Genomic DNA, 18,613 nt, shown 5'->3' with positions numbered 1-18,613 from the left:
CGCACACCGTTCCTCACCTCGCAGAGGACAGCGGGGCCGAAGCCTCCCCGAACCAGGCCGTTAAGTCCTTGGTTGCGTGGACGTACGCTATGCAGCACAAACGTTCTTGTCATGACTCCTTTGCACGGCGTTGCCAGTTTGCGCCGCAGCTGTGGCCAGTCGGCAACAGGGGTGTGCCCCGGCCCGGCCTTTATTGCCTTGGTCAATAACCGCCCCTAGAGCGACGGCCATGCGCCTGACCCGTTATTTCCTGCCCGTCGTCAAGGAGACGCCCGCGGACGCCCAGATCGTCAGCCACAAGCTGATGCTGCGCGCCGGCCTCATCCGCCAGACCGCCGCCGGCATCTATGCCTGGCTGCCGCTTGGCCACCGTGTGCTCAGGAAGATCGAGCAGATCGTCCGCGAGGAGCAGGACCGGGCCGGCGCGGTCGAGCTGCTGATGCCGACGATCCAGTCGGCCGAGCTCTGGCGCCAGTCGGGCCGCTACGACGCCTATGGCCCGGAGATGCTCCGCTTCCCGGACCGCAAGGGCACCGAGATGCTCTACGGCCCGACCAACGAGGAGATGATCACCCAGATCTTCCTCGGCTCGGTGAAGTCCTACCGCGACCTGCCGCGCACGCTCTACCATATCCAGTGGAAGTTCCGCGACGAGGTCCGTCCGCGCTTCGGCATCATGCGCGGTCGCGAGTTCCTGATGAAAGACGCCTACAGCTTCGACCTGGACGAGGCCGGGATGAAGGCGAGCTACGAGGCGATGTTCGTCGCCTATCTCAGGACCTTCGCCCGCCTCGGCCTGCAGGCGGTGCCGGTGCGCGCGCCGACCGGGCCGATCGGCGGCGACCTCAGCCACGAATTCCACATCCTCGCCGACACGGGCGAGAGCGCGCTCTTCTATGATGCCGCGCTCGAGGACGTGTCCCGCGAGGAATTGCTCTCCGCCGACGCCGCGACCATCGCGAAGCTCACCGGCCTCTACGCGATGGAAGAGGAGGAGCATGCGAAGGTCGCCCAATGCCCCGTGCCGGCCGAGCGCCTGCGCAGCCGCCGCGGCATCGAGGTGGGTCACATCTTCGCCTTCGGCGCGAAGTACAGCGAGTCCATGGGCTTCTCGGTCCAGGCGGCGGACGGCAGCCAGGTCCATCCCTATGGCGGCAGCTACGGCGTCGGGGTCTCGCGCCTGATGGGCGCGATCATCGAGGCCAGCCATGACGAGGCCGGCATCATCTGGCCGGAGAGCGTCGCGCCCTTCCCGGTCGGACTGATCAACATGCGCGCCGACGACGGCAATTGCGCTTCCGCCGCCGACGAGATCTACGCCCGCCTGGGCCAGGCCGGCATCGAAACGCTCTACGACGACCGCGACGAGCGCGGAGGCGCCAAGTTCGCGACCATGGACCTGATCGGCCTGCCCTGGCAGCTGATCGTCGGCCCCAAGGGGCTGGAGAAAGGCGTGGTCGAGCTGAAGCGCCGCGCCACCGGCGAGCGCGAGGAGCTGAGCGTGGAAAGCGCCCTGGCGAGGCTGACCGCGTGACCGGGTCCGTCATTGGGAGCGAAGCCAAGCAACCCAGTGGCTCTGGGTTGCCGCGTCGCTTCGCTCCTCGCAATGACGGCCTGTTGGGGCCGTCATGATCCTCAACCGCTACGAGCGGATGGTCGCGCGGCGCTATTTGCTGCCGCACAAGGGCGAGGGCTTCATCTTCGTCGTCGCCGGGATCAGCCTCGCGGCGGTGATGCTCGGCGTCGCCGCCCTGATTATCGTTATGAGCGTGATGAACGGCTTCCGCGCCGAGCTGTTCGAGAAGGTCACCGGCCTCAACGGCCATGCCGTCGTCCAGGGCCTGAACGGTCGCCTCGACGACTGGCGGCCGGCGCTCGCCGAAGCCCGGCGTACGCCCGGCGTCACCAACGCGCAGCCCCTGATCGAGCAGCCGCTCATGGCGTCGCGCGACGGGCGGGTGCAGGCGATCCTGCTGCGCGGCATGCCCCGCGACCAGATCGTCGGGAACCAGGCGCTGGAGGTCCACGCCGGCTCGCTCGCCGCGGTCAGCCGGGGCAGCGGCAATGTCGCGATCGGCCACCAGCTCGCCCGCCAGCTCGGCCTCTCCGTCGGCAGCCCGATCACCATCCTTTCGCCCGAGGGCCGGACCACGCCCTTCGGCACCGTGCCGCGCATCGTCGACTACAATGTCGCGGCGATCATCGAGACCGGCCTCTACGATTTCGACAAGGCCTTCGTGATCATGCCGATGGAGGATGCGCAGGAATTCCTGATGATGGGCGACGCCGTCGGGATGATCGAGGTGGAGACCACCGACCCGGACCGCGTCCAGGACATCCTCGATCCGCTCCGCGCCCGGCTCCGCAACGGCGTCCTCGTCACCGACTGGCGGCAGATGAACTCGGCCCTGTTCGAGGCGATCCAGATCGAGCGGGTGGTGATGTTCGTCGTCCTCTCGATCATCATCCTCGTCGCCGCCTTCAACATCCTCTCCTCCCTGATCATGCTCGTCCGCGCCAAGCATCGCGACATCGCCATCCTGAGGACGATGGGCGCCTCGCGTCGCGGGGTGATGAAGATCTTCATGACCGTCGGCCTCAGCATCGGCGTGCTCGGCATCGTCGCCGGCATGCTGCTCGGCTTCCTCGGCCTCTATTTCCGCCAGCCCGTGGTCAATTTCTTCCAGGGGCTCACGGGCCAGAATCTCTGGGATCCGGAGGTCCGCTTCCTGACCGAATTGCCCTCGCGCGTCGATCCGTTCGAGATCACGCTGATCGTGCTGATGGCCCTCGTGCTGAGCTTCTTCGCCACCCTGATCCCGGCCTGGCGCGCCTCGAAGACCGATCCGGTGCAGGTGCTGCGCTATGAGTGACGTGCTCCAGGTCGCCGGCCTCAGGCGCAGCTTCGTCCAGGGCGGGGTCGAGATCCACGTCCTGCGGGGCGTCGATCTCAAGGTCGGGGAAGGGGAGATCGTCGCCCTGCTCGGCCCCTCGGGCTCGGGCAAGTCCACCCTGCTCCAGGCGGTCGGCCTGCTCGAGGGCGGCTATGAAGGGTCAATCCGGATCAAGGAGCTCGAGGCCGCCGCGCTCAAGGAGACCGAGCGCACGGCCGCCCGGCGCGACATGCTCGGCTTCGTCTACCAGTTCCACCACCTCCTCCCCGATTTCAGCGCGCTGGAGAATGTGGTCCTCGCCCAGCTCGTCCACGGCGCGGCGCGCGCCGAGGCGACGGCGCGCGCGGAAAGCCTGCTCGGCGCCCTCGGCCTCGCCGAGCGGCTCACCCACAAACCCTCCAAGCTCTCGGGCGGGGAGCAGCAGCGCGTCGCCGTCGCCCGCGCGCTCGCCAACAAGCCGGCGCTCATCCTCGCCGACGAGCCGACCGGCAATCTCGACGAGGCGACCGCCGATATCGTCTTCGCCGAGTTCCTCCGCCTCGTCCGCGAGGAGGGCAGCGCCGCCCTCGTCGCGACCCATAATGAGCGGATCGCCGCCAAGATGGACCGCATTTTGCGCTTGCACGACGGCGTGATCGAATAGACATTCGCCGGCGGTGGCTCACGGATCGGGAGATGTCCGATGCTGACTGCCGCCTTCCTCCTCGCCGCCCAGACCGCCGCGCCCGCGCCGGCCCCGGCCACACCGCCTGCACCACCCCCTCCGGCCTGCGCGACGCCGCAGCACCGTCAGTTCGATTTCTGGGTCGGCGCCTGGGACGTCTATCCCACCGGTACCGACCGGCTCGTCGCCCACAGCCTGATCGAGCGCCGCTATGACGGCTGCGCGATCCGCGAGAACTGGATGCCTTTGCGCGGCCAGGGCGGCGGCAGCTTCAGCGCCTTCCGGCCCGGCACCAACAGCTGGCGGCAGACCTGGGTCGACAGCGCGGGCAGCTGGGTCGAGTTCACCGGCGGCATGGACGGCGACGCCATGGTGCTGACCGGGCCCTGGGCTGGCGCCGCCAACGGCCGGGACGGGATCGTGCGCATGCGCTATTCGCGCCAGCCGAACGGCGCCGTCCGCCAGCACGGCCAGGTCTCGACCGACAATGGCGCGACCTGGACGGACAGCTTCGACTTCACCTACCGGCCGGCCGCGGCGCGCCAGCCGGCAGCGGCATCGGGCGGCTGATTTCCTGTGGAGAAGTGAGGGCGGGGCTTTGCGCGAATCGCCCCCGGCTCCCATAGAAGGTCCATGTCCGCCGCGCCCTACGTGCCTTTGCGCCTGTTTTCCTGCTTCACCATGCTGGAAGGGGCGATGGAGCCGAAGGCGATCGCCAGGCAGGCGAAACGGCTCGATTTTCCCGCCGCGGCAGTCACCGACCGCAACGGCCTCTACGGCGTCATGCCGTTCAGCGACGCCTGCCTCGAAGAGGGCGTGCAGCCGATCGTCGGGACCCTGCTGGGCGTGGCCCGGCCGGGGACGCCGGACGGCAAGCCCCCGTTGATCGACTGGCTGCCGCTCTACGCGCAGGACGAGCAGGGTTATGCGAATCTCTGCGCCCTCGTCTCCGAGGCGCATCTGGGCCGCCCGGTCGAGCAGGATGCCCATGTCCCGCTGGGCGCACTGGAAGGCCGCACGGAGGGGCTGATCGCGCTGACCGGGGGCGGCGAGGGCGCGCTCGCCCGCTTGCTCGCCGAGGGCCAGCCTGCCGGATCGATCCTGGATTCACTGATGCGGCTCTTCCCGGGCCGGCTCTATGTCGAGCTCAGCCGGCGCGGCGACCCGGTCGAGCAGGCCGCCGAGGCCGAGCTGATCGACTTGGCCTATGCGCACGACCTCCCGCTCGTCGCGACCAATCCCGCCACCTATGCGGAGGCCCATTTCCACGCCGCGCACGACGCCATGCTCTGCATCGCCCAGTCGAGCCAGATCGACCGCGACGACCGCCGCCGCTCCTCGGCCGAGGCCTGGATGAAGCCCGCTTTGGATATGCGCCGGCTGTTCGCCGATTTGCCCGAGGCGATCGGGAACACCTCGGTGATCGCGCGCCGCTGCGCCTTCGCCGCGCCGAAGCGCAAGCCCATCCTGCCGCGCACCGCCGGCGACGTCGAGGCCGAGGCCGAGCAGCTCCGGCGCGACGCCCGCATCGGCCTCGCCGAGCGGCTCGCCCTCTATGAGGATCTCACCGAGGCTGATCGCCAGGTTTATGCCGACCGGCTCGAATTCGAGATCGACGTGATCAGCGGCATGGGCTTTCCCGGCTATTTCCTGATCGTCGCCGACTTCATCAAATGGGCGAAGGAGCAGGGCATCCCGGTCGGGCCTGGCCGCGGCTCGGGCGCCGGCTCGGTGGTCGCCTGGTCGCTGACCATCACCGACCTGGACCCGATCCGGCTCGGCCTGCTGTTCGAGCGTTTCCTAAATCCCGAGCGCGTCTCGATGCCGGACTTCGACATCGACTTTTGCGAAACCCGGCGCGGCGAGGTGATCCGCTACGTCCAGCAGCGCTGGGGCGCCGACAGGGTCGCCCAGATCATCACCTTCGGAAAGCTCAAGGCCCGCGCCGTCCTCAAGGATACGGGCCGCGTCCTGCAAATGCCCTATGGCCAGGTCGACCGGCTGGCCAAGCTCATCCCGAACCACCCGACCGATCCCTGGACGCTGGAGCGCGCCCTGAACGGCGTTTCCGAGCTCGCCGCGGAATATAAGGACGACCGCGAGGTCCGCCGGCTGTTCGACCTGGCGATGAAGCTCGAGGGTTTCCCGCGCCACAGCTCCACCCATGCCGCCGGCGTGGTGATCGGGGACCGCCCGCTCGACCAGCTCGTCCCGCTCTACCGCGATCCGCGCTCGGACATGCCGGTCACCCAGTTCGACATGAAATATGTCGAGGCGGCGGGCCTGGTGAAGTTCGACTTCCTTGGCCTCAAGACCCTTTCGGTGCTCCGCAAGGGCGTCGACCTGCTGGCGCAGCGCGGGATCGAGGTGGACCTCGACCGGCTGATGCCCTGGGACGATCCGGCGGTCTACGCCCTGCTCCAGAAGGCGGATACGGTCGGCGTGTTCCAGCTGGAATCGGAGGGCATGCGCCGCACCCTCGCCGCCGTGCGCCCGTCCAATTTCGGCGACATCATCGCGCTCGTCTCCCTCTACCGGCCGGGTCCGATGGACAACATCCCGATGTTCGGCGACCGCAAGAACGGCCGCGCCGAGATCGAATATCCCCACCCCCTGCTCGAAGGCGTGCTGAAGGAAACCTACGGCATCTTCGTCTACCAGGAGCAGGTGATGGAGGCGGCGAAGATCCTCGCCGGCTACAGCCTGGGCGAGGCCGATCTGCTCCGCCGCGCCATGGGCAAGAAGATCAAGTCCGAGATGGACGCGCAGCGCGCAGGCTTCGTCGAGGGCTGCAAGAGGGTGAACGCCATTCCTGCGGGCAAGGCGAACGAATTGTTCGACCTGATCGACAAGTTCGCCGGCTACGGCTTTAACAAGAGCCACGCCGCCGCCTATGCGCTTGTCGCCTATCAGACTGCCTGGCTGAAGGCGCACCATCCGGTCGAATTCTACGCCGCCTCGATGTGCTTCGACATGCACCAGACGGACAAGCTCGCCATCTTCGTCGACGACCTCCGCCGCATGGGCCACACCTGCCTGCCGCCCTCGATCAACCACAGCGCGGCGGAATTCTCGGTCGAACCAGTCGGTGCTCCGGCGAAGGCCGGAGCGTTGGCCGCTTCTGCAGCCTCCGACACAACGCTCCTGCCTTCGCAGGAGCACGGCTTTGCCGTGAGATACGCCTTAGGGGCCCTCAAGGGCGTCGGCGAGAAGGCGATGGAGCAACTGGTCGAGGAGCGTCGCCTGAACGGCCGCTTCGCCAGCCTCGACGATTTCGCCGCCCGCATCGATCCGCGGCTGCTCAATCGCCGCCAGATCGAGAGCCTCGCCGGCGGCGGCGCCTTCGACGAGATCGCGGCGCGCTGGCAGGCGAGCGCCGCCGCCGAGACCATCCTCTCCGCCGCCGCCAGCGCCGCCGATGCGCGGACGTCGGGGCAGGGCGGCCTGTTCGGCGAGGGGCCGGCCAATGTCGTGCCGATCCGCATGCCGACCGGCGAGGACTGGACGCTGGCGCAGCGCATGGCGGCCGAGAAGGAGAGCTTCGGCTTCTATTTTTCCGCCCATCCGGTGGACAATTATCGCCATCTCGCCCGCGCCAACGGCGCCCGGACCTTCGCCGAGCTGGCCGCCATGCCCGCCCCGCCGGACGGCGGCCGCGTCCCCGCCACCATGGCCGGCCTCGTCGAGGATACGCGCTGGCGCACCTCCGCCAAGGGCCGCCGCTACATGATGGCGACGCTCTCCGATTCCTCCGGCCAGTTCGAGGCGACCGTGTTCGACGACCAGGTCGCCGAGCAGGTCGCCAGCGCCGCCAAGGGGGGCCAGTGCGCCTTGCTCGGCGTCGAGCTGGACCGCCGCCCCGGCGAGGAGACGCCCCGCGTCACCATCCGCTCGCTCTCCGGCTTCGAGGGCCTCGCCAGGCGGACCCGGCTGCAGATCGAGGTCGAGATCGAAGATCGGGCCGCGCTCGGCCTGCTCGCCGCCGAAACCGCCCAGGCCCATGGCGGCACCGGCCAGCTGCTGCTCAAGGCGAAGCTCGACATCGGCGAGGCGCAGCTCGTTCTGGGCCGGGATTTCATCGTCGATGCCGAGCTCGCCGCGCGGATCGAACGCATCCCCGGCGTCGCCGCCGTCCGCCTCGCGGTCGCCGAGGCGCCGCGCCTTGCGCTGGTTTCCTGACCGGATATCATCCCCCGCCGACAGGAATGGAGAGGGGAGCCCCGATGCTGGGCGGAATGCAGGACTGGGAGCTCAGGATCCCGCGGCTGATCGACCATGCGGCGCGCGAGCATGGCAGGCAGGAGATCGTCACTCACTGGGCCGACGGGACGGAGACGCGGACCAACTGGGCAGGCATCCATCGCGATGCGAGGAAACTGTCGCAAGCACTTGAAGATATGGGCCTTAAGCGCGGCGACCGGGTCGCGACCCTGGCCATGAATCACAGCCGCCATCTCGTCGCCTGGTACGGCGCGATCGGCATGGGCGGGGTGATCCACACGATCAATCCGCGCCTGTTCGACGAGCAGCTCGTCTACATCGCCAATCATGCGGAGGACAAAGTCCTTTTCTACGACAAGCTCTTCCAGCCGATCGTCGACCGGCTGAAGCCGCAATGGACGACGATCGAGCATTATATCTGCTTCGACGATGGCCAGTTCGAGGAGCTGATCGGGCGCTATGACGGCGACTATCAATGGGCGGAGGGCCCGGAGCGCGAGCCCTGCATGCTCTGCTACACCTCCGGCACCACCGGCAATCCCAAGGGCGTGCTCTACGAGCATCGCTCCTCCGTCATCCATGCCATGGCCGAGATCGCGCCCGCCTGCTTCGACCTTTCGCCGCTCAGCGTCGCGCTGCCGATCGTGCCGATGTTCCATGCCGCGGCCTGGGGCCTGCCCTTTGCCGGGGCGATGGCCGGGATCAAGTTCGTCTATTCGCAGGTCAACGACCCGGTCGTGCTCTGCAGGCTGATGAACGAGCATAAGGTGACCCATTCGGCGGGCGTGCCCACCGTCTGGCTCTCCATGTTCCAGCATATGGATGCGACCGGCGCAAAACCCGAGCATCTCCGCCTCGTCACCATCGGCGGCTCGGCCGCGCCGCGCGCGATGATCGAGCGGCTGATGAAGATGGGCATCCGCGTCGGCCATGCCTGGGGAATGACCGAGACCTCGCCGATCGGCACGATGGGCTCGCCGCCCGCCAACTGGAACGAGTTGAGCTTCAACGAGCAGGTCGATCTGGTCGCCAAGCAGGGCCGCGTGCCCTTCGGCGTCGAGCTGCGCGTGGTCGATGACGAGGGCGAAGTGCAGCCGCGCGACGGCCGGAGCTCCGGCCGCCTCCAGATTCGCGGGCCCTGGGTGATCCGCCGCTATTTCCAGGACGAGAAAGGCGATTGCGCGGGCGAGGGCAATTGGTTCGACACCGGCGACGTCGCCGTCATCCATCCCTGCGGGACGATGCAGATCACCGACCGCTCGAAGGACGTGATCAAGTCGGGCGGCGAGTGGATCAGCTCGGTCGACCTCGAAAATGCCGCAGTCGGCTGCGCCGGCGTCGCCGAGGCCGCGGCGATCGGCATCAGGCACCCGAAATGGGACGAGCGCCCGCTGCTGCTCGTCGTCCGCAAGGAGGGCAGCGAGGTCAGCGCCGAGGATGTCCGCGCCCATCTCGCCGCCCATGTCGCCAAATGGTGGCTGCCGGACGAAATCCTCTTCGTCGACAGCCTGCCGCACACTGCTACCGGCAAATTGCTGAAGACGGCGCTTCGGGAACAATATCGGGACTATCAGCTGGCGACGGCCTGACCTTGGGGTGTCATTCCAGCTTTCGCAGGAATGACGGGAATATTTTTACCTCTCGGCTTTAAGGCCGGTCCATGACCTCGATGGGGCGGATCGACACGACGGCCGACCGGCGGCTGGCGCCCCGGGCGCCGCTGACGCCGGTGCCGGCGTCGAGCGAAACGCGCGTCCTCGTCCGCCCCGCCGACATGATGGTCGAGGCCCTCGAGCCCGAATGGACCGCGCTCGCCGGCGTTGCCGCCGAGCCCAATGCCTTCGCCGAGCACTGGTTCGTTGCGGCCTCGCTCCGGACCCTCGCCAGGGGCGCGGACATCCGTCTGCTGGAGGTCCGGCGCGGGGACAGGCTGATCGGACTGCTGCCCGTAGAGACGCATCGGGGTTATGCCCGCCTTCCGGTCGGGATCGTGCAGAATTGGGCGCACGACCAGATGTTCCTCGGCACGCCGCTCGTCGCCTCGGGCGAGGAGACCGCCTTCTGGTCCGCCGTCCTGGAGACGCTCGACGCCGCTCCCTGGGCTCCCGGCCTGCTTCACTTGCGCGGCCTGACCGAGGACGGCCCGGTCCATCGCGCCCTGCTGGCGGCGCGCGCGGGCGTCACCGTCCACCGCGAGGTCCGCGCCTTCCTGGAAAGCGACCTCGCGCCCGACGCCTATTACGAGCGCGCCGTCCGCCAGAAGAAGCGCAAGGAGATCCGCCGGCTCAGGAACCGCCTCGCCGAGCTGGGCGAGACAAGTGCCCGCATCCTGGACGACGTGGCCGAGCTCGACGCCTGGTGCTCCACCTATCTCGCGCTTGAGCAGGCCGGCTGGAAGGGGGAGGCGGGCAGCACGCTCGCCGGCAGCGCCGAAACCGAGGCCTTCTTCCGCGAGGCCCTGCGCGCGGCCTCGCATGCCGGCCGCCTGCAATTCCTCCGGCTCGACGTCGGCGAGACCTGCATCGCCATGCTGGTCAACTTCCTGACCCCGCCCGGCAGCTTCTCGTTCAAGACCGTGTTCGACGAGGCCTGGGCCCGCTTCTCGCCCGGCGTGCTGATCCAGCTCGAGAACCTCAAGATCCTGGGCGATCCGCGCATCGCCTGGATGGACAGCTGCGCCGCCGAGGACCATCCGATGATCGACAGCCTCTGGACCGAGCGCCGCGCCATCGTCCGCGTCTCCGTCCCGCTGAAGGGCGCCCGGCGCCGGGCGGTCTATGCCCTGTGCACGGGCCTGGAGCGCCTTTCGGCGACGGTGAAAGGGCGTGCGCGCTAGCCCCTAGTGCCCGGAAGCCGGCGCGGCCGTTGCGGCCACCGCCCCCGCCGGCCGCGGCGCCCGCGGCTGGTCGCCGCCGAACGCGTCGCCGAAGAAGCTGCCCTGGTACCAGCGCGGCACCTCCGTCCCGTTCGCGATCTCGCGCGCGATCAGATAGTTGAGCCGCGCGAACTTGGCGCCGGCCTGCCAATTGATGTTCTGCGTGAGGTCGTCGCCCGGCCGATGGTAGCGGGTCGCGAGGAAGCCGCGGAACTCCCGCTCGCCGTCGCCCGAGAAGCCGGTCATCAGAAAGACCGAGGGGATCCCGGTCCGCACGAAATTATAATGGTCAGAGCGGGTGAACAGGCCTTCTTCCGGCAGCGGGTCGGGCGCGAGCCGGACGCCCATCTGCGCCGCCGCGCGCGCGGTGATCGGCCCCATGGTCGAATGTTCGGCGCCGAACGCGATCACGTCCTGGAAGTCGTAGGTCAGGATCGGCATGTCGAGATTGACGACCGAGATCACCCGGCCGTTGCCGACCACCGGATGGCTGGCGAGAAAGCCCGCGCCGAGCAGGCCCTTCTCTTCGGCCGCCACCGCCGCGATCAGGATCGGCCGCCGCGGCCGGTTGCCGGGACGGCTGAAAGCGCGCGCGGCCTCGATCAGGGTGGCGATGCCCGTGGCATTGTCCATCGCGCCATTGTTGATCCGGTCCGCATTGGCCGCATCGTTCGGCTGCGGGTCGCGGACGCCGATATGATCGAGATGCGCCATCAGCAGCACATATTCATTGGCAACGCTGGGGTCGGTCCCCGGCAGGACCGCGATCACATTGGGGCTCGCCATGCGCGTCGGCGCAGCGCCGGCCTCCCGCGCGACCCGCGCATTGATCCGCATCGCGAAACCGCGCGGGCGGCCGCGGCTGGCCGCCTCGTCGAGAACCGGACCCAGCTGCCGGCCTGCCGCGGCAAAAAGCTGCTGCGCGGCCTCCTCGCTCAGGGTCGCCGAGAAGCGCAGGCTTCCGGAATCATTGTGGGGCGAACCATCCGTCTCCAGCCAGGTCGTGCCCGGCCGGTTGCCGAAGCGCGCCACACGATCCCACGGCGTCCCCGCATCGGCGCGCGTCCGAATGCTGATCATGCCGACTGCGCCGCGCGCGCCGGCCATGCGCCGCTTCGCATTCTCGAAATGGGCGGCGACGTCGCTCGGCGTTCCCTCCGGGACACCGGTCAGCGCCACCACGATCTTCCCGCGCACGTCGAGGCCGCGATAATCGTCGAAGCCGTGGCTCGGCATGTCGAGGCCGTAGCCGACGAAGACCAAAGGCGCGTCGAGGGCGAGCGGGGCCGGATCGGGGCTCGAACGCATCACCGCCTCGCGGCCGAGCGTGAAGGTGCGGCTACCCACGGTGATCGACCCGTTGGAGCTGCTCGAATAGCGAATGAACTCGACGGGCTGGTACCAACTGCCATTCACTCCCGCGGGCTGCAGGCCAAGGGCGGCGAATTGCGTCGCCACATAGCGCGCCGCGATTTCGTAACCGCGCGAGCCCGTGTCGCGTCCCTCCAGCAGATCGTCGGCGAGGAAGGTGACATGGGCGCGGAACGCATCGGCGCTGAATTCCTGCGCGCTCGGCGCGGGAGTCTGTGCGAAGGAAGAGGCGGTCACCGAAAGCGCGGCCAGGCCGGCCAGCAGGGGTCTGACGATCATTGGAAGAGCAATCCTCGGAAAGGCGGGTGTGCCGCTGGCCTAATGCAGCGCCACGGCCCTTTCAACAGGCGCTGCGCAATTGCGCAATGTCGGTCAGCCAACCTGAACGGAACAAAACGGAACGATTCAGCCGCCGTTCAACTCGTCGATGTAATAGAACGGTTCGTCGCTGCCACGCTCGGCAGCGATCAGGGAGTAAGACCAATGCGAGTTTTCTTGTTCGGCAAGGCAGGCAGGGACCATGCGCACGATCCGGCGCGGCGTGGCTACCATATCGCCTATCGCGGCAACGAGGTGAACCACTGCCCCGGCTGCGGCCGCTCGCATTGGTATATCGGCCGCCTCTCCGCCGAATGCGGCTTCTGCGGGACCGCCTTGCCGCTGACCGAGAGCCTCAGCACCGGCGCCGGCCTGTTCCGCTGCACCGGCCGCAGCCACGCGCTCCCGGATTTCCAGGCCGCCGCCTGACGAGCTTCCCAAGCCCTTTCCCCGAGCGGGGAGGGGCGGGTGGGGGCGCGCACCTTCGCGAGCGCCCGCGACTGCGCGTCCCCACCCATCACTTTTCCGAAAATGGCGCCTCAGGAGCGCGAGACCAGGCTCCAGTCGGGCTGGTCGGCGGGCGCCGACTGGCTCGCGAGCCACTGGTTCAGCTGCCCGATCGCCAGCGGCTGATCGAACGCGATCCCGGCGTGGTCGCCCTCGCACCAGCGCACCTGGCCGACCAGCCGGCTGCTGAGCCCGCGCATGACGATGGTGACGCGGTCGCCCATGCAGAGCAGGTCGTCCACGAGCACCTTCACGCCGTCGGTCGAGATGTCGCAGATCCGCGCGGTCATGCCCTGCCCCATCACCTCGAGCCGGGCGCGGACGTCCACGTCGACGCGGGGCAGGGCGCGGCGGCCGACGCCGGCGAGCATCGAGGGATCGGCGAGGATCGCCTCGGGATCGACCGCCCTGGCGGGCCGCAGCTCGGCGCGCTTGCCGCCCAGCATGGCCAGCGCCCCGCCAATCTCTTCCTTGCCGATCACCAAAGAGGCCTGTTCGGCGCCGCTGAACGCGACCTCGATGTCGAGCGCGATCACGAAGGGGGAGATCATGCGGACGATGCACAGCGCCTGGCCGGCCCCGGTCGCGATCTTGCCGACGCGGTAGCAGGAAATGCCGCGCGCCGTATCCGTCGCGCCGGCCGCCGCAGCGGCGATGGCCGCTTTCGGCGTCCGCACCTTCCCGAACCCGCTCTTCTGCTGCAACCGCATCGCAAACCCCGCCCTTGAACGCATTGCGGGAGATACCGCGCACATGGTTTACAAAGCATTAGCCATAAGGGCCGTTTCGCCGGGCCCTCTGCGCCAACCTGCCTTGCTCTCGCGCCCCCGCCTGCTATAGGACGCCGCCGAGCCGGCCTCAGCGGGCGTGGCGGAACTGGTAGACGCGCCAGGTTTAGGTCCTGGTATCGAAAGATGTGGGGGTTCGAGTCCCTTCGCCCGCACCAGTTTCGCTAGCTGCCCGCCCCGGACCGCCGGATAAGCCGACACGTAAAGGTTTGAGAGCGAGATGCAGACTGTCGAGACGTTGAACGAGGGCCTGAAGCGCGCCTACCGGATCACCATTTCCGCCAAGGAGATCGACGCGCTCGTCGACAAGGAGCTGAAGTCGATTGCGCCGCAGGTGCGCATGCCCGGCTTCCGGCCCGGCAAGGTCCCGGCCAATCTGGTGCGCAAGATGCACGGCCCGGCCCTGGAGCAGCAGGCGCTGGAGAGCGCGGTGCAGGACGGCGTTCAGAAATTGCTCAACGAGCAGAAGATCCGCCCGGCCATGCAGCCCCAGGTCGCGCTCGAGGAGGGCGGCGGCGGCAAGGACGCGGTGCTCACCGTCGAGGTCGAGACCCTGCCGGACTTGCCCGAGCCCAGGGTCGAGGGCCTGAAGATCGAGCGTCTGCGCGTCGAGCCGGAGAAGGAGGCGATCGACGCCGCCGTGACGCGCCTCGCCGAGGGCCAGAAGAGCTACGATCCCGCCCCGGCCAAGCACAAGGCCGAGAAGGGCGATCTCGTCGTGCTCGACTATGAAGGCAAAATCGACGGCGAGCCCTTCGAGGGCGGCACCGGCACCGGCATGTCGCTCGAGCTCGGCTCGGGCCGGCTGATCCCGGGCTTCGAGGACCAGCTCATCGGCGCCAGGGCGAACGACCAGCTCGTCGTCAGCGTCACCTTCCCCGAAAATTATCCCGTCGACTATCTGAAGGGACGGCCCGCCACCTTCGACGTCACCATCAACGAGGTGCAGGTCGCCCGCGCGATGAAGGCGGACGACGATTTCGCCAAGTCGATGGGCATGGAGGGGATCGAACAGCTGCGCGAGCTGATGAAGGGGCAGATCGAGCAGGAGCTGAACGGCCTCACCCGCACCCATATGAAGCGCCAGCTGCTCGACCAGCTTGCCGCCAGCCACGATTTCCCGGTGCCGGAATCGATGGTCGACGCCGAGTTCCAGCAGATCTGGCAGCAGCTCGAACATGAGGCCAGCCACGAGGAGGATCCGGCCGCGGCGCGCGCCGAGATGGAGAAGGAGAAAGGCGATTACCGCGCCATTGCCGAGCGCCGCGTGCGGCTCGGCCTGCTCCTCTCCGAGATCGGCAACCGGAACGGCATCCAGATCAACGAGCAGGAGATGAACCAGCTCATCCTGCAGGCCGCACAGCAGTACAAGCCGGAGCAGCGCCAGCAGTTCGTGGAATATGTGCGCAACGAGCCGATGGCCGCGGCCCAGCTCCGCGCGCCCTTGTTCGAGGACAAGGTCGTCGACTTCCTGTTCGGCGGCGCCACGATCAGCGAGCGCCCGGCGACCCGCGCCGACCTGGAGGCGGCGATCGAATCCGAGGACGGCCATGTCCATGGCCCGGGCTGTGGTCATGATCATGATCATGATCACAAGCCGGCCAAGAAGGCGGCCGCGACGAAGCCGGCCGCCAAGGCCGGGGCCGCCGGGAAGCCGGCGAAGAAGGCCGCCGCGCCCAAGGCGGAGGCCAAGGCCGAGACCGCCGACAAGGCCGCCAAGAAGCCGGCGGCGAAGAAGACACCCTCCAGGAAGGGGTAACGCAGTCTCGCCCGTCACCCCGGCGAAGGCCGGGGTCCAAGCGGCTTTGGCGGCCCCGAGGCTGTCTGGATGCCAGCCTCCGCCGGCATGACGGGAGTGAGGACATTTTCAATTTTGCCTTTTATGAGGCGGCGCATGGCAACGAGGACCCGCAAGGATCAGACGCGGCCAGCGTCATCGGAAACCGGAGCGATAGCCTCGGCGCCCCTCGCGGGCGTGCGCATCGCCGTGCTGCTGCCCTGCTACAATGAGGAAGCCGCGATCGCGCAGACGATCGCCGGCTTCCGCGCCTCGCTGCCCGGCGCCGACATCTACGTCTACGACAACAACTCGGGAGACCGTACCACCGAGGTCGCGGCCCAGGCCGGCGCGATCGTCCGCTCCGAGAGGATGCAGGGCAAGGGCAATGTCGTCCGCCGCATGTTCGCGGACGTCGAGGCGGACATCTATGTGATGGCCGACGGCGACGCGACCTACGACGCCGCCGCCGCGCCGGAGATGGTCCGCAAATTGCTGGACGAGCAGCTCGACATGGTCGTCGGCGCCCGCAAATCGGAGGTCGACGAGGCCTATCGCCGCGGCCACGCGCTCGGCAACAAGCTCTTCACCGGCCTGCTGGCCAGCCTGTTCGGCCGCACCTTCACGGACATCTTCTCCGGCTACCGGGTCTTCTCGCGCCGCTTCGCCAAGTCCTTCCCGGCGCTGGCCCGCGGCTTCGAGACCGAGACCGAGATCAGCGTCCACGCGCTGGAGCTCGCCATGCCGGTCGGCGAGGTGGTGACCAATTACGGCGCGCGTCCCGAAGGCTCGGTCTCAAAGCTCTCCACCTGGCGCGACGGCTGGCGGATCCTGAAGACCATCATCCACCTCTACCGGATCGAGCGGCCGGTATTGTTCTACGGCAGCTTCAGTCTGTTCCTCGTCTCGCTCGCCGTCGTCCTCGCCATCCCGCTGGCGATCACTTATTTCCAGACCGGCCTGGTGCCGCGCTTCCCGACCGCGATCCTCGCCACCGGCCTGATGATTCTTGCCTTCCTGAGCTTCGCCTGCGGCCTGATCCTGGACACTGTGGTCCGCGGCCGCCGCGAGGTCCGCCGGCTCTTCTATCTCAGCTTCCCGGCGCCGGGCGCGGACAAGGGCGAAGGCTAGCCCGGGGTCGCGCCCGCCGGGGCGGAGGCGCCGCAGGCGCGCAGCGCGTCCAGGGCGGCGCCGAACCCTGCAATGTTCACCCGGAACCGGCCGAACGGGAAGGTCCACTCGATCGCGCTGGCGCCGCGCAGGCGCTGCAGGAGCGCACCATCCTCGATCTTCACCAGCACCAGATTGGCGAGGATGAAGCCCTGCAGCCGAGCCGGCGCCGCGCCGTCGATGGAGAGGCCAACCTCAGCCTCGCGGCTTTCGTTTCGCCAGTCCGGCCGTGCTGCGATCAGGACCGGAACGCCGCTCTCGTTGAGCAGCAGCCGCATATTGGCGTCAGGACCGCTGCTGCGCGCCATGCAGGTGCGGCCCACAACGCCCTCCAGCCGGTCAGACAATTGCCAGTCGGGCGCGCCCGGCATCGGCTGCGCCTGCGGCGCGGCCGGCGCGGCAGCGGCGCCGCAGGCCGCGGTCAGGGCGAGCATCGTGGGGCGCAGGCGCGTAATGCGGGTCATGGCACCTCCTGTCAGTTGCCGGCGGGGAGCAGCCCGAGCTGCTGCGCGACCGTCATATTGTCGTAGGTCGACCATTCCTCGACGATCCGGCCATTGGCGAAGCGGAAGAAGCTCATCCCGTCGATCGTGACCCGGCGCCCGTTCCCCGGAAACATCGCGCCGGCGACGCTGTTCGTGCCGGTCGCGCTCCAGTGCACGGCGACCAGCTCGCCTTCCGCAACAATGCGGTCGACGCGCACGGCGAGGTCGGGAAAGGCGGCGCGCAGCGCCCGGCCCGAGGCCTGGTCCTCGGCCAAAGTGTAATCCCGCCCGAAGCCGTGCGCGACGAAGCCCGGGCCGTAAATCTCGGAGTCGATCTCGAACCGGCCCTGGCCCATCCGCTCGAGCAGGATGCGCGAGGCGGTCCGCCTGTTTTCCTCGGGCCCGGCCTTCGCGGGCGGTGCGGCGAGCAGCAGGGCGGCGGTCAGCAGCATCGGCCTAATCATGACATTTCTCCCCTCATCGCGCGCAGGCCCGTCAGGCGGCGCTCGCCTCTTCCCGCGCCTTGCGCCACTGGCCCGGCGGGACGCCATATTCCTTCTTGAAGGCCCGGTTGAACGCCGCCTCCGAGCCGAAGCCCACTTCATAGGCGATGCTGGCATTGTTCTGCCCCCCCTCGCGCAGCAGATTGGCGGCGAGGTTCATCCGGTGCCGCGCGAGATAGCGCATCGGCGGCTCGCCGATCAGCTGCGTGAAACGGTCAGCGAAGGCCGAGCGCGACAGGCCGGTCTCCCGGGCCAGCGCTTCCGTGGTCCAGGGCTCGGCCTGGCGCGAATGCAGCAGGGTGAGCGCCCGGCTGACATGGGCGTCGCGGAGCCCGGCCAGCCACCCGCCTTCGCCCTCGGGCAGGGCGTCGACATGGCGCCTGACCGCCTCCGCGAACAGCAATTCCGCCAGCCGCGCGACCAGTTCCGGCGAGCGGGCGGATTCGCTCGACGCATAGCGGATCGAGCTGGTCAGCCAGTCGCCCGACGGACCGTCCGCCGCGCCGATGATCATCAGGCTGGGCAGGCTCAGCAGGAAGGCGTTGATGGGCGAGACCGTGCCGAGATAGCCGCACAATATAGCGGTCGTCTCGCCGCCGCCGCCCCAGCTGATCCGCGGCAGGCGCCCGTCCGCCGCGGGCCGGATCAGGTCGCGCGTACGGGTCGGGCGGATGCCCAGCGTGCTGCCCATCAGATGCGGCTCGTTGCGCGGCAGCAGCATGATGTCGCCGGCGCGGACGGTGTGGGGCGGCCCGTCGCCGATCGCGCAGACGAGCTCGCCCGCGATCACATAATGGTAGGAGATGACGTGCGCGGGCTCGGAGAAATAGGCGCGGCAATCCTCGGGGCCGATCTGCGACTGGACGCACCAGGGGCGCGTGAACTCCGCCTCGAGGAACACGCTCCCCGAAAGCTTCATCGCTGCAAGCACGCTCGCCAGTGCCTCCATTTTCCCCGTCTCGCAGTTGGATGGCGCCTCGGTCAACAATCTCGGCGTCCCGGACATTCTTCATAGCCTTTGACGTCGCTAACAGCGCCCG

At 68.5% G+C, this 18,613-nt stretch carries 15 protein-coding genes and 1 tRNA gene; 11 read left to right on the top strand and 5 right to left on the bottom strand.

The annotated features are described in order from the left end of the window. The first annotated feature begins 229 nt into the window (after window positions 1–229). The 7 genes from proS to VEC11_RS03985 all read left to right on the top strand — a co-directional run bounded on the left by proS (window position 230) and on the right by VEC11_RS03985 (window position 10,615). Complete coding sequence (proS, locus tag VEC11_RS04015) at window positions 230–1,534, top strand: proline--tRNA ligase (RefSeq protein ID WP_464129267.1); 1,305 nt, start codon at window positions 230–232, stop codon at window positions 1,532–1,534. A 94-nt stretch (window positions 1,535–1,628) separates the two neighbouring features. Then, window positions 1,629–2,873 (top strand): lipoprotein-releasing ABC transporter permease subunit, encoded by a 1,245-nt coding sequence (locus tag VEC11_RS04010; protein ID WP_464129265.1) that lies wholly within the window; start codon window positions 1,629–1,631, stop codon window positions 2,871–2,873. Next, window positions 2,866–3,537, top strand: a complete 672-nt coding sequence (locus VEC11_RS04005; RefSeq protein WP_464129264.1) for an ABC transporter ATP-binding protein — start codon at window positions 2,866–2,868, stop codon at window positions 3,535–3,537. Before VEC11_RS04010 ends, VEC11_RS04005 begins: the two co-directional genes overlap by 8 nt. Before the next feature lie 39 nt (window positions 3,538–3,576). Next, the gene (locus VEC11_RS04000; protein ID WP_464129263.1) at window positions 3,577–4,128 is read left to right on the top strand and encodes a hypothetical protein; all 552 of its coding nucleotides are present in this window, start codon (window positions 3,577–3,579) and stop codon (window positions 4,126–4,128) included. 63 nt (window positions 4,129–4,191) lie between these two features. Continuing rightward, on the top strand, window positions 4,192–7,737 hold the full coding sequence (gene dnaE, locus VEC11_RS03995) for a DNA polymerase III subunit alpha (protein ID WP_464129261.1): 3,546 nt from the start codon (window positions 4,192–4,194) through the stop codon (window positions 7,735–7,737). 44 nt (window positions 7,738–7,781) lie between these two features. Further along, complete coding sequence (locus VEC11_RS03990) at window positions 7,782–9,368, top strand: long-chain fatty acid--CoA ligase (protein WP_464129259.1); 1,587 nt, start codon at window positions 7,782–7,784, stop codon at window positions 9,366–9,368. A 71-nt stretch (window positions 9,369–9,439) separates the two neighbouring features. Further along, window positions 9,440–10,615, top strand: a complete 1,176-nt coding sequence (locus tag VEC11_RS03985; RefSeq protein WP_464129258.1) for a GNAT family N-acetyltransferase — start codon at window positions 9,440–9,442, stop codon at window positions 10,613–10,615. Between the two features lie 3 nt (window positions 10,616–10,618). Here VEC11_RS03985 and VEC11_RS03980 read toward each other — a convergent pair whose 3' ends face one another. Continuing rightward, a complete protein-coding gene (locus VEC11_RS03980; RefSeq protein WP_464129257.1) occupies window positions 10,619–12,304 on the bottom strand; it encodes a M28 family metallopeptidase in 1,686 nt (561 codons plus the stop codon). A 204-nt stretch (window positions 12,305–12,508) separates the two neighbouring features. Between VEC11_RS03980 and VEC11_RS03975 the strand changes: the two genes are divergently transcribed. Next, window positions 12,509–12,772, top strand: a complete 264-nt coding sequence (locus VEC11_RS03975; RefSeq protein WP_464129255.1) for a hypothetical protein — start codon at window positions 12,509–12,511, stop codon at window positions 12,770–12,772. Between the two features lie 110 nt (window positions 12,773–12,882). Here the strand turns inward: VEC11_RS03975 and VEC11_RS03970 are convergent, their stop codons facing one another. Continuing rightward, window positions 12,883–13,560: a PilZ domain-containing protein gene (locus VEC11_RS03970; protein ID WP_464129254.1), complete on the bottom strand. Its 678-nt coding sequence runs from the start codon at window positions 13,558–13,560 to the stop codon at window positions 12,883–12,885. Window positions 13,561–13,711: 151 nt separating this feature from the next. Between VEC11_RS03970 and VEC11_RS03965 the strand changes: the two genes are divergently transcribed. The 3 genes from VEC11_RS03965 to VEC11_RS03955 all read left to right on the top strand — a co-directional run bounded on the left by VEC11_RS03965 (window position 13,712) and on the right by VEC11_RS03955 (window position 16,546). Then, window positions 13,712–13,796 (top strand) — tRNA-Leu (locus tag VEC11_RS03965). Window positions 13,797–13,858: 62 nt separating this feature from the next. Next, on the top strand, window positions 13,859–15,397 hold the full coding sequence (gene tig / locus VEC11_RS03960; protein ID WP_464129252.1) for a trigger factor: 1,539 nt from the start codon (window positions 13,859–13,861) through the stop codon (window positions 15,395–15,397). Between the two features lie 135 nt (window positions 15,398–15,532). After that, on the top strand, window positions 15,533–16,546 hold the full coding sequence (locus tag VEC11_RS03955) for a glycosyltransferase family 2 protein (protein ID WP_464129250.1): 1,014 nt from the start codon (window positions 15,533–15,535) through the stop codon (window positions 16,544–16,546). On the opposite strand, the gene VEC11_RS03950 is transcribed toward VEC11_RS03955, so the two are convergent. The 3 genes from VEC11_RS03950 to VEC11_RS03940 are packed head-to-tail and all read right to left on the bottom strand — an operon-like array spanning window position 16,543 to window position 18,579. Continuing rightward, a complete protein-coding gene (locus VEC11_RS03950) occupies window positions 16,543–17,049 on the bottom strand; it encodes a hypothetical protein (protein WP_464129249.1) in 507 nt (168 codons plus the stop codon). The two genes, VEC11_RS03955 and VEC11_RS03950, sit on opposite strands and share 4 nt — an antisense overlap. Before the next feature lie 11 nt (window positions 17,050–17,060). Continuing rightward, complete coding sequence (locus tag VEC11_RS03945; protein ID WP_464129247.1) at window positions 17,061–17,534, bottom strand: ester cyclase; 474 nt, start codon at window positions 17,532–17,534, stop codon at window positions 17,061–17,063. 31 nt (window positions 17,535–17,565) lie between these two features. Beyond that, window positions 17,566–18,579, bottom strand: a complete 1,014-nt coding sequence (locus tag VEC11_RS03940; RefSeq protein ID WP_464129246.1) for an AraC family transcriptional regulator — start codon at window positions 18,577–18,579, stop codon at window positions 17,566–17,568. Window positions 18,580–18,613: the final 34 nt, after the last annotated feature.

The sequence above is a fragment of the Allosphingosinicella sp. genome, from assembly GCF_035626655.1.
Taxonomy (GTDB): domain Bacteria; phylum Pseudomonadota; class Alphaproteobacteria; order Sphingomonadales; family Sphingomonadaceae; genus Allosphingosinicella.
The sequence above is the reverse complement of the archived record's forward strand: the minus strand, read 5'-3'. Positions and strand labels throughout refer to the sequence as shown.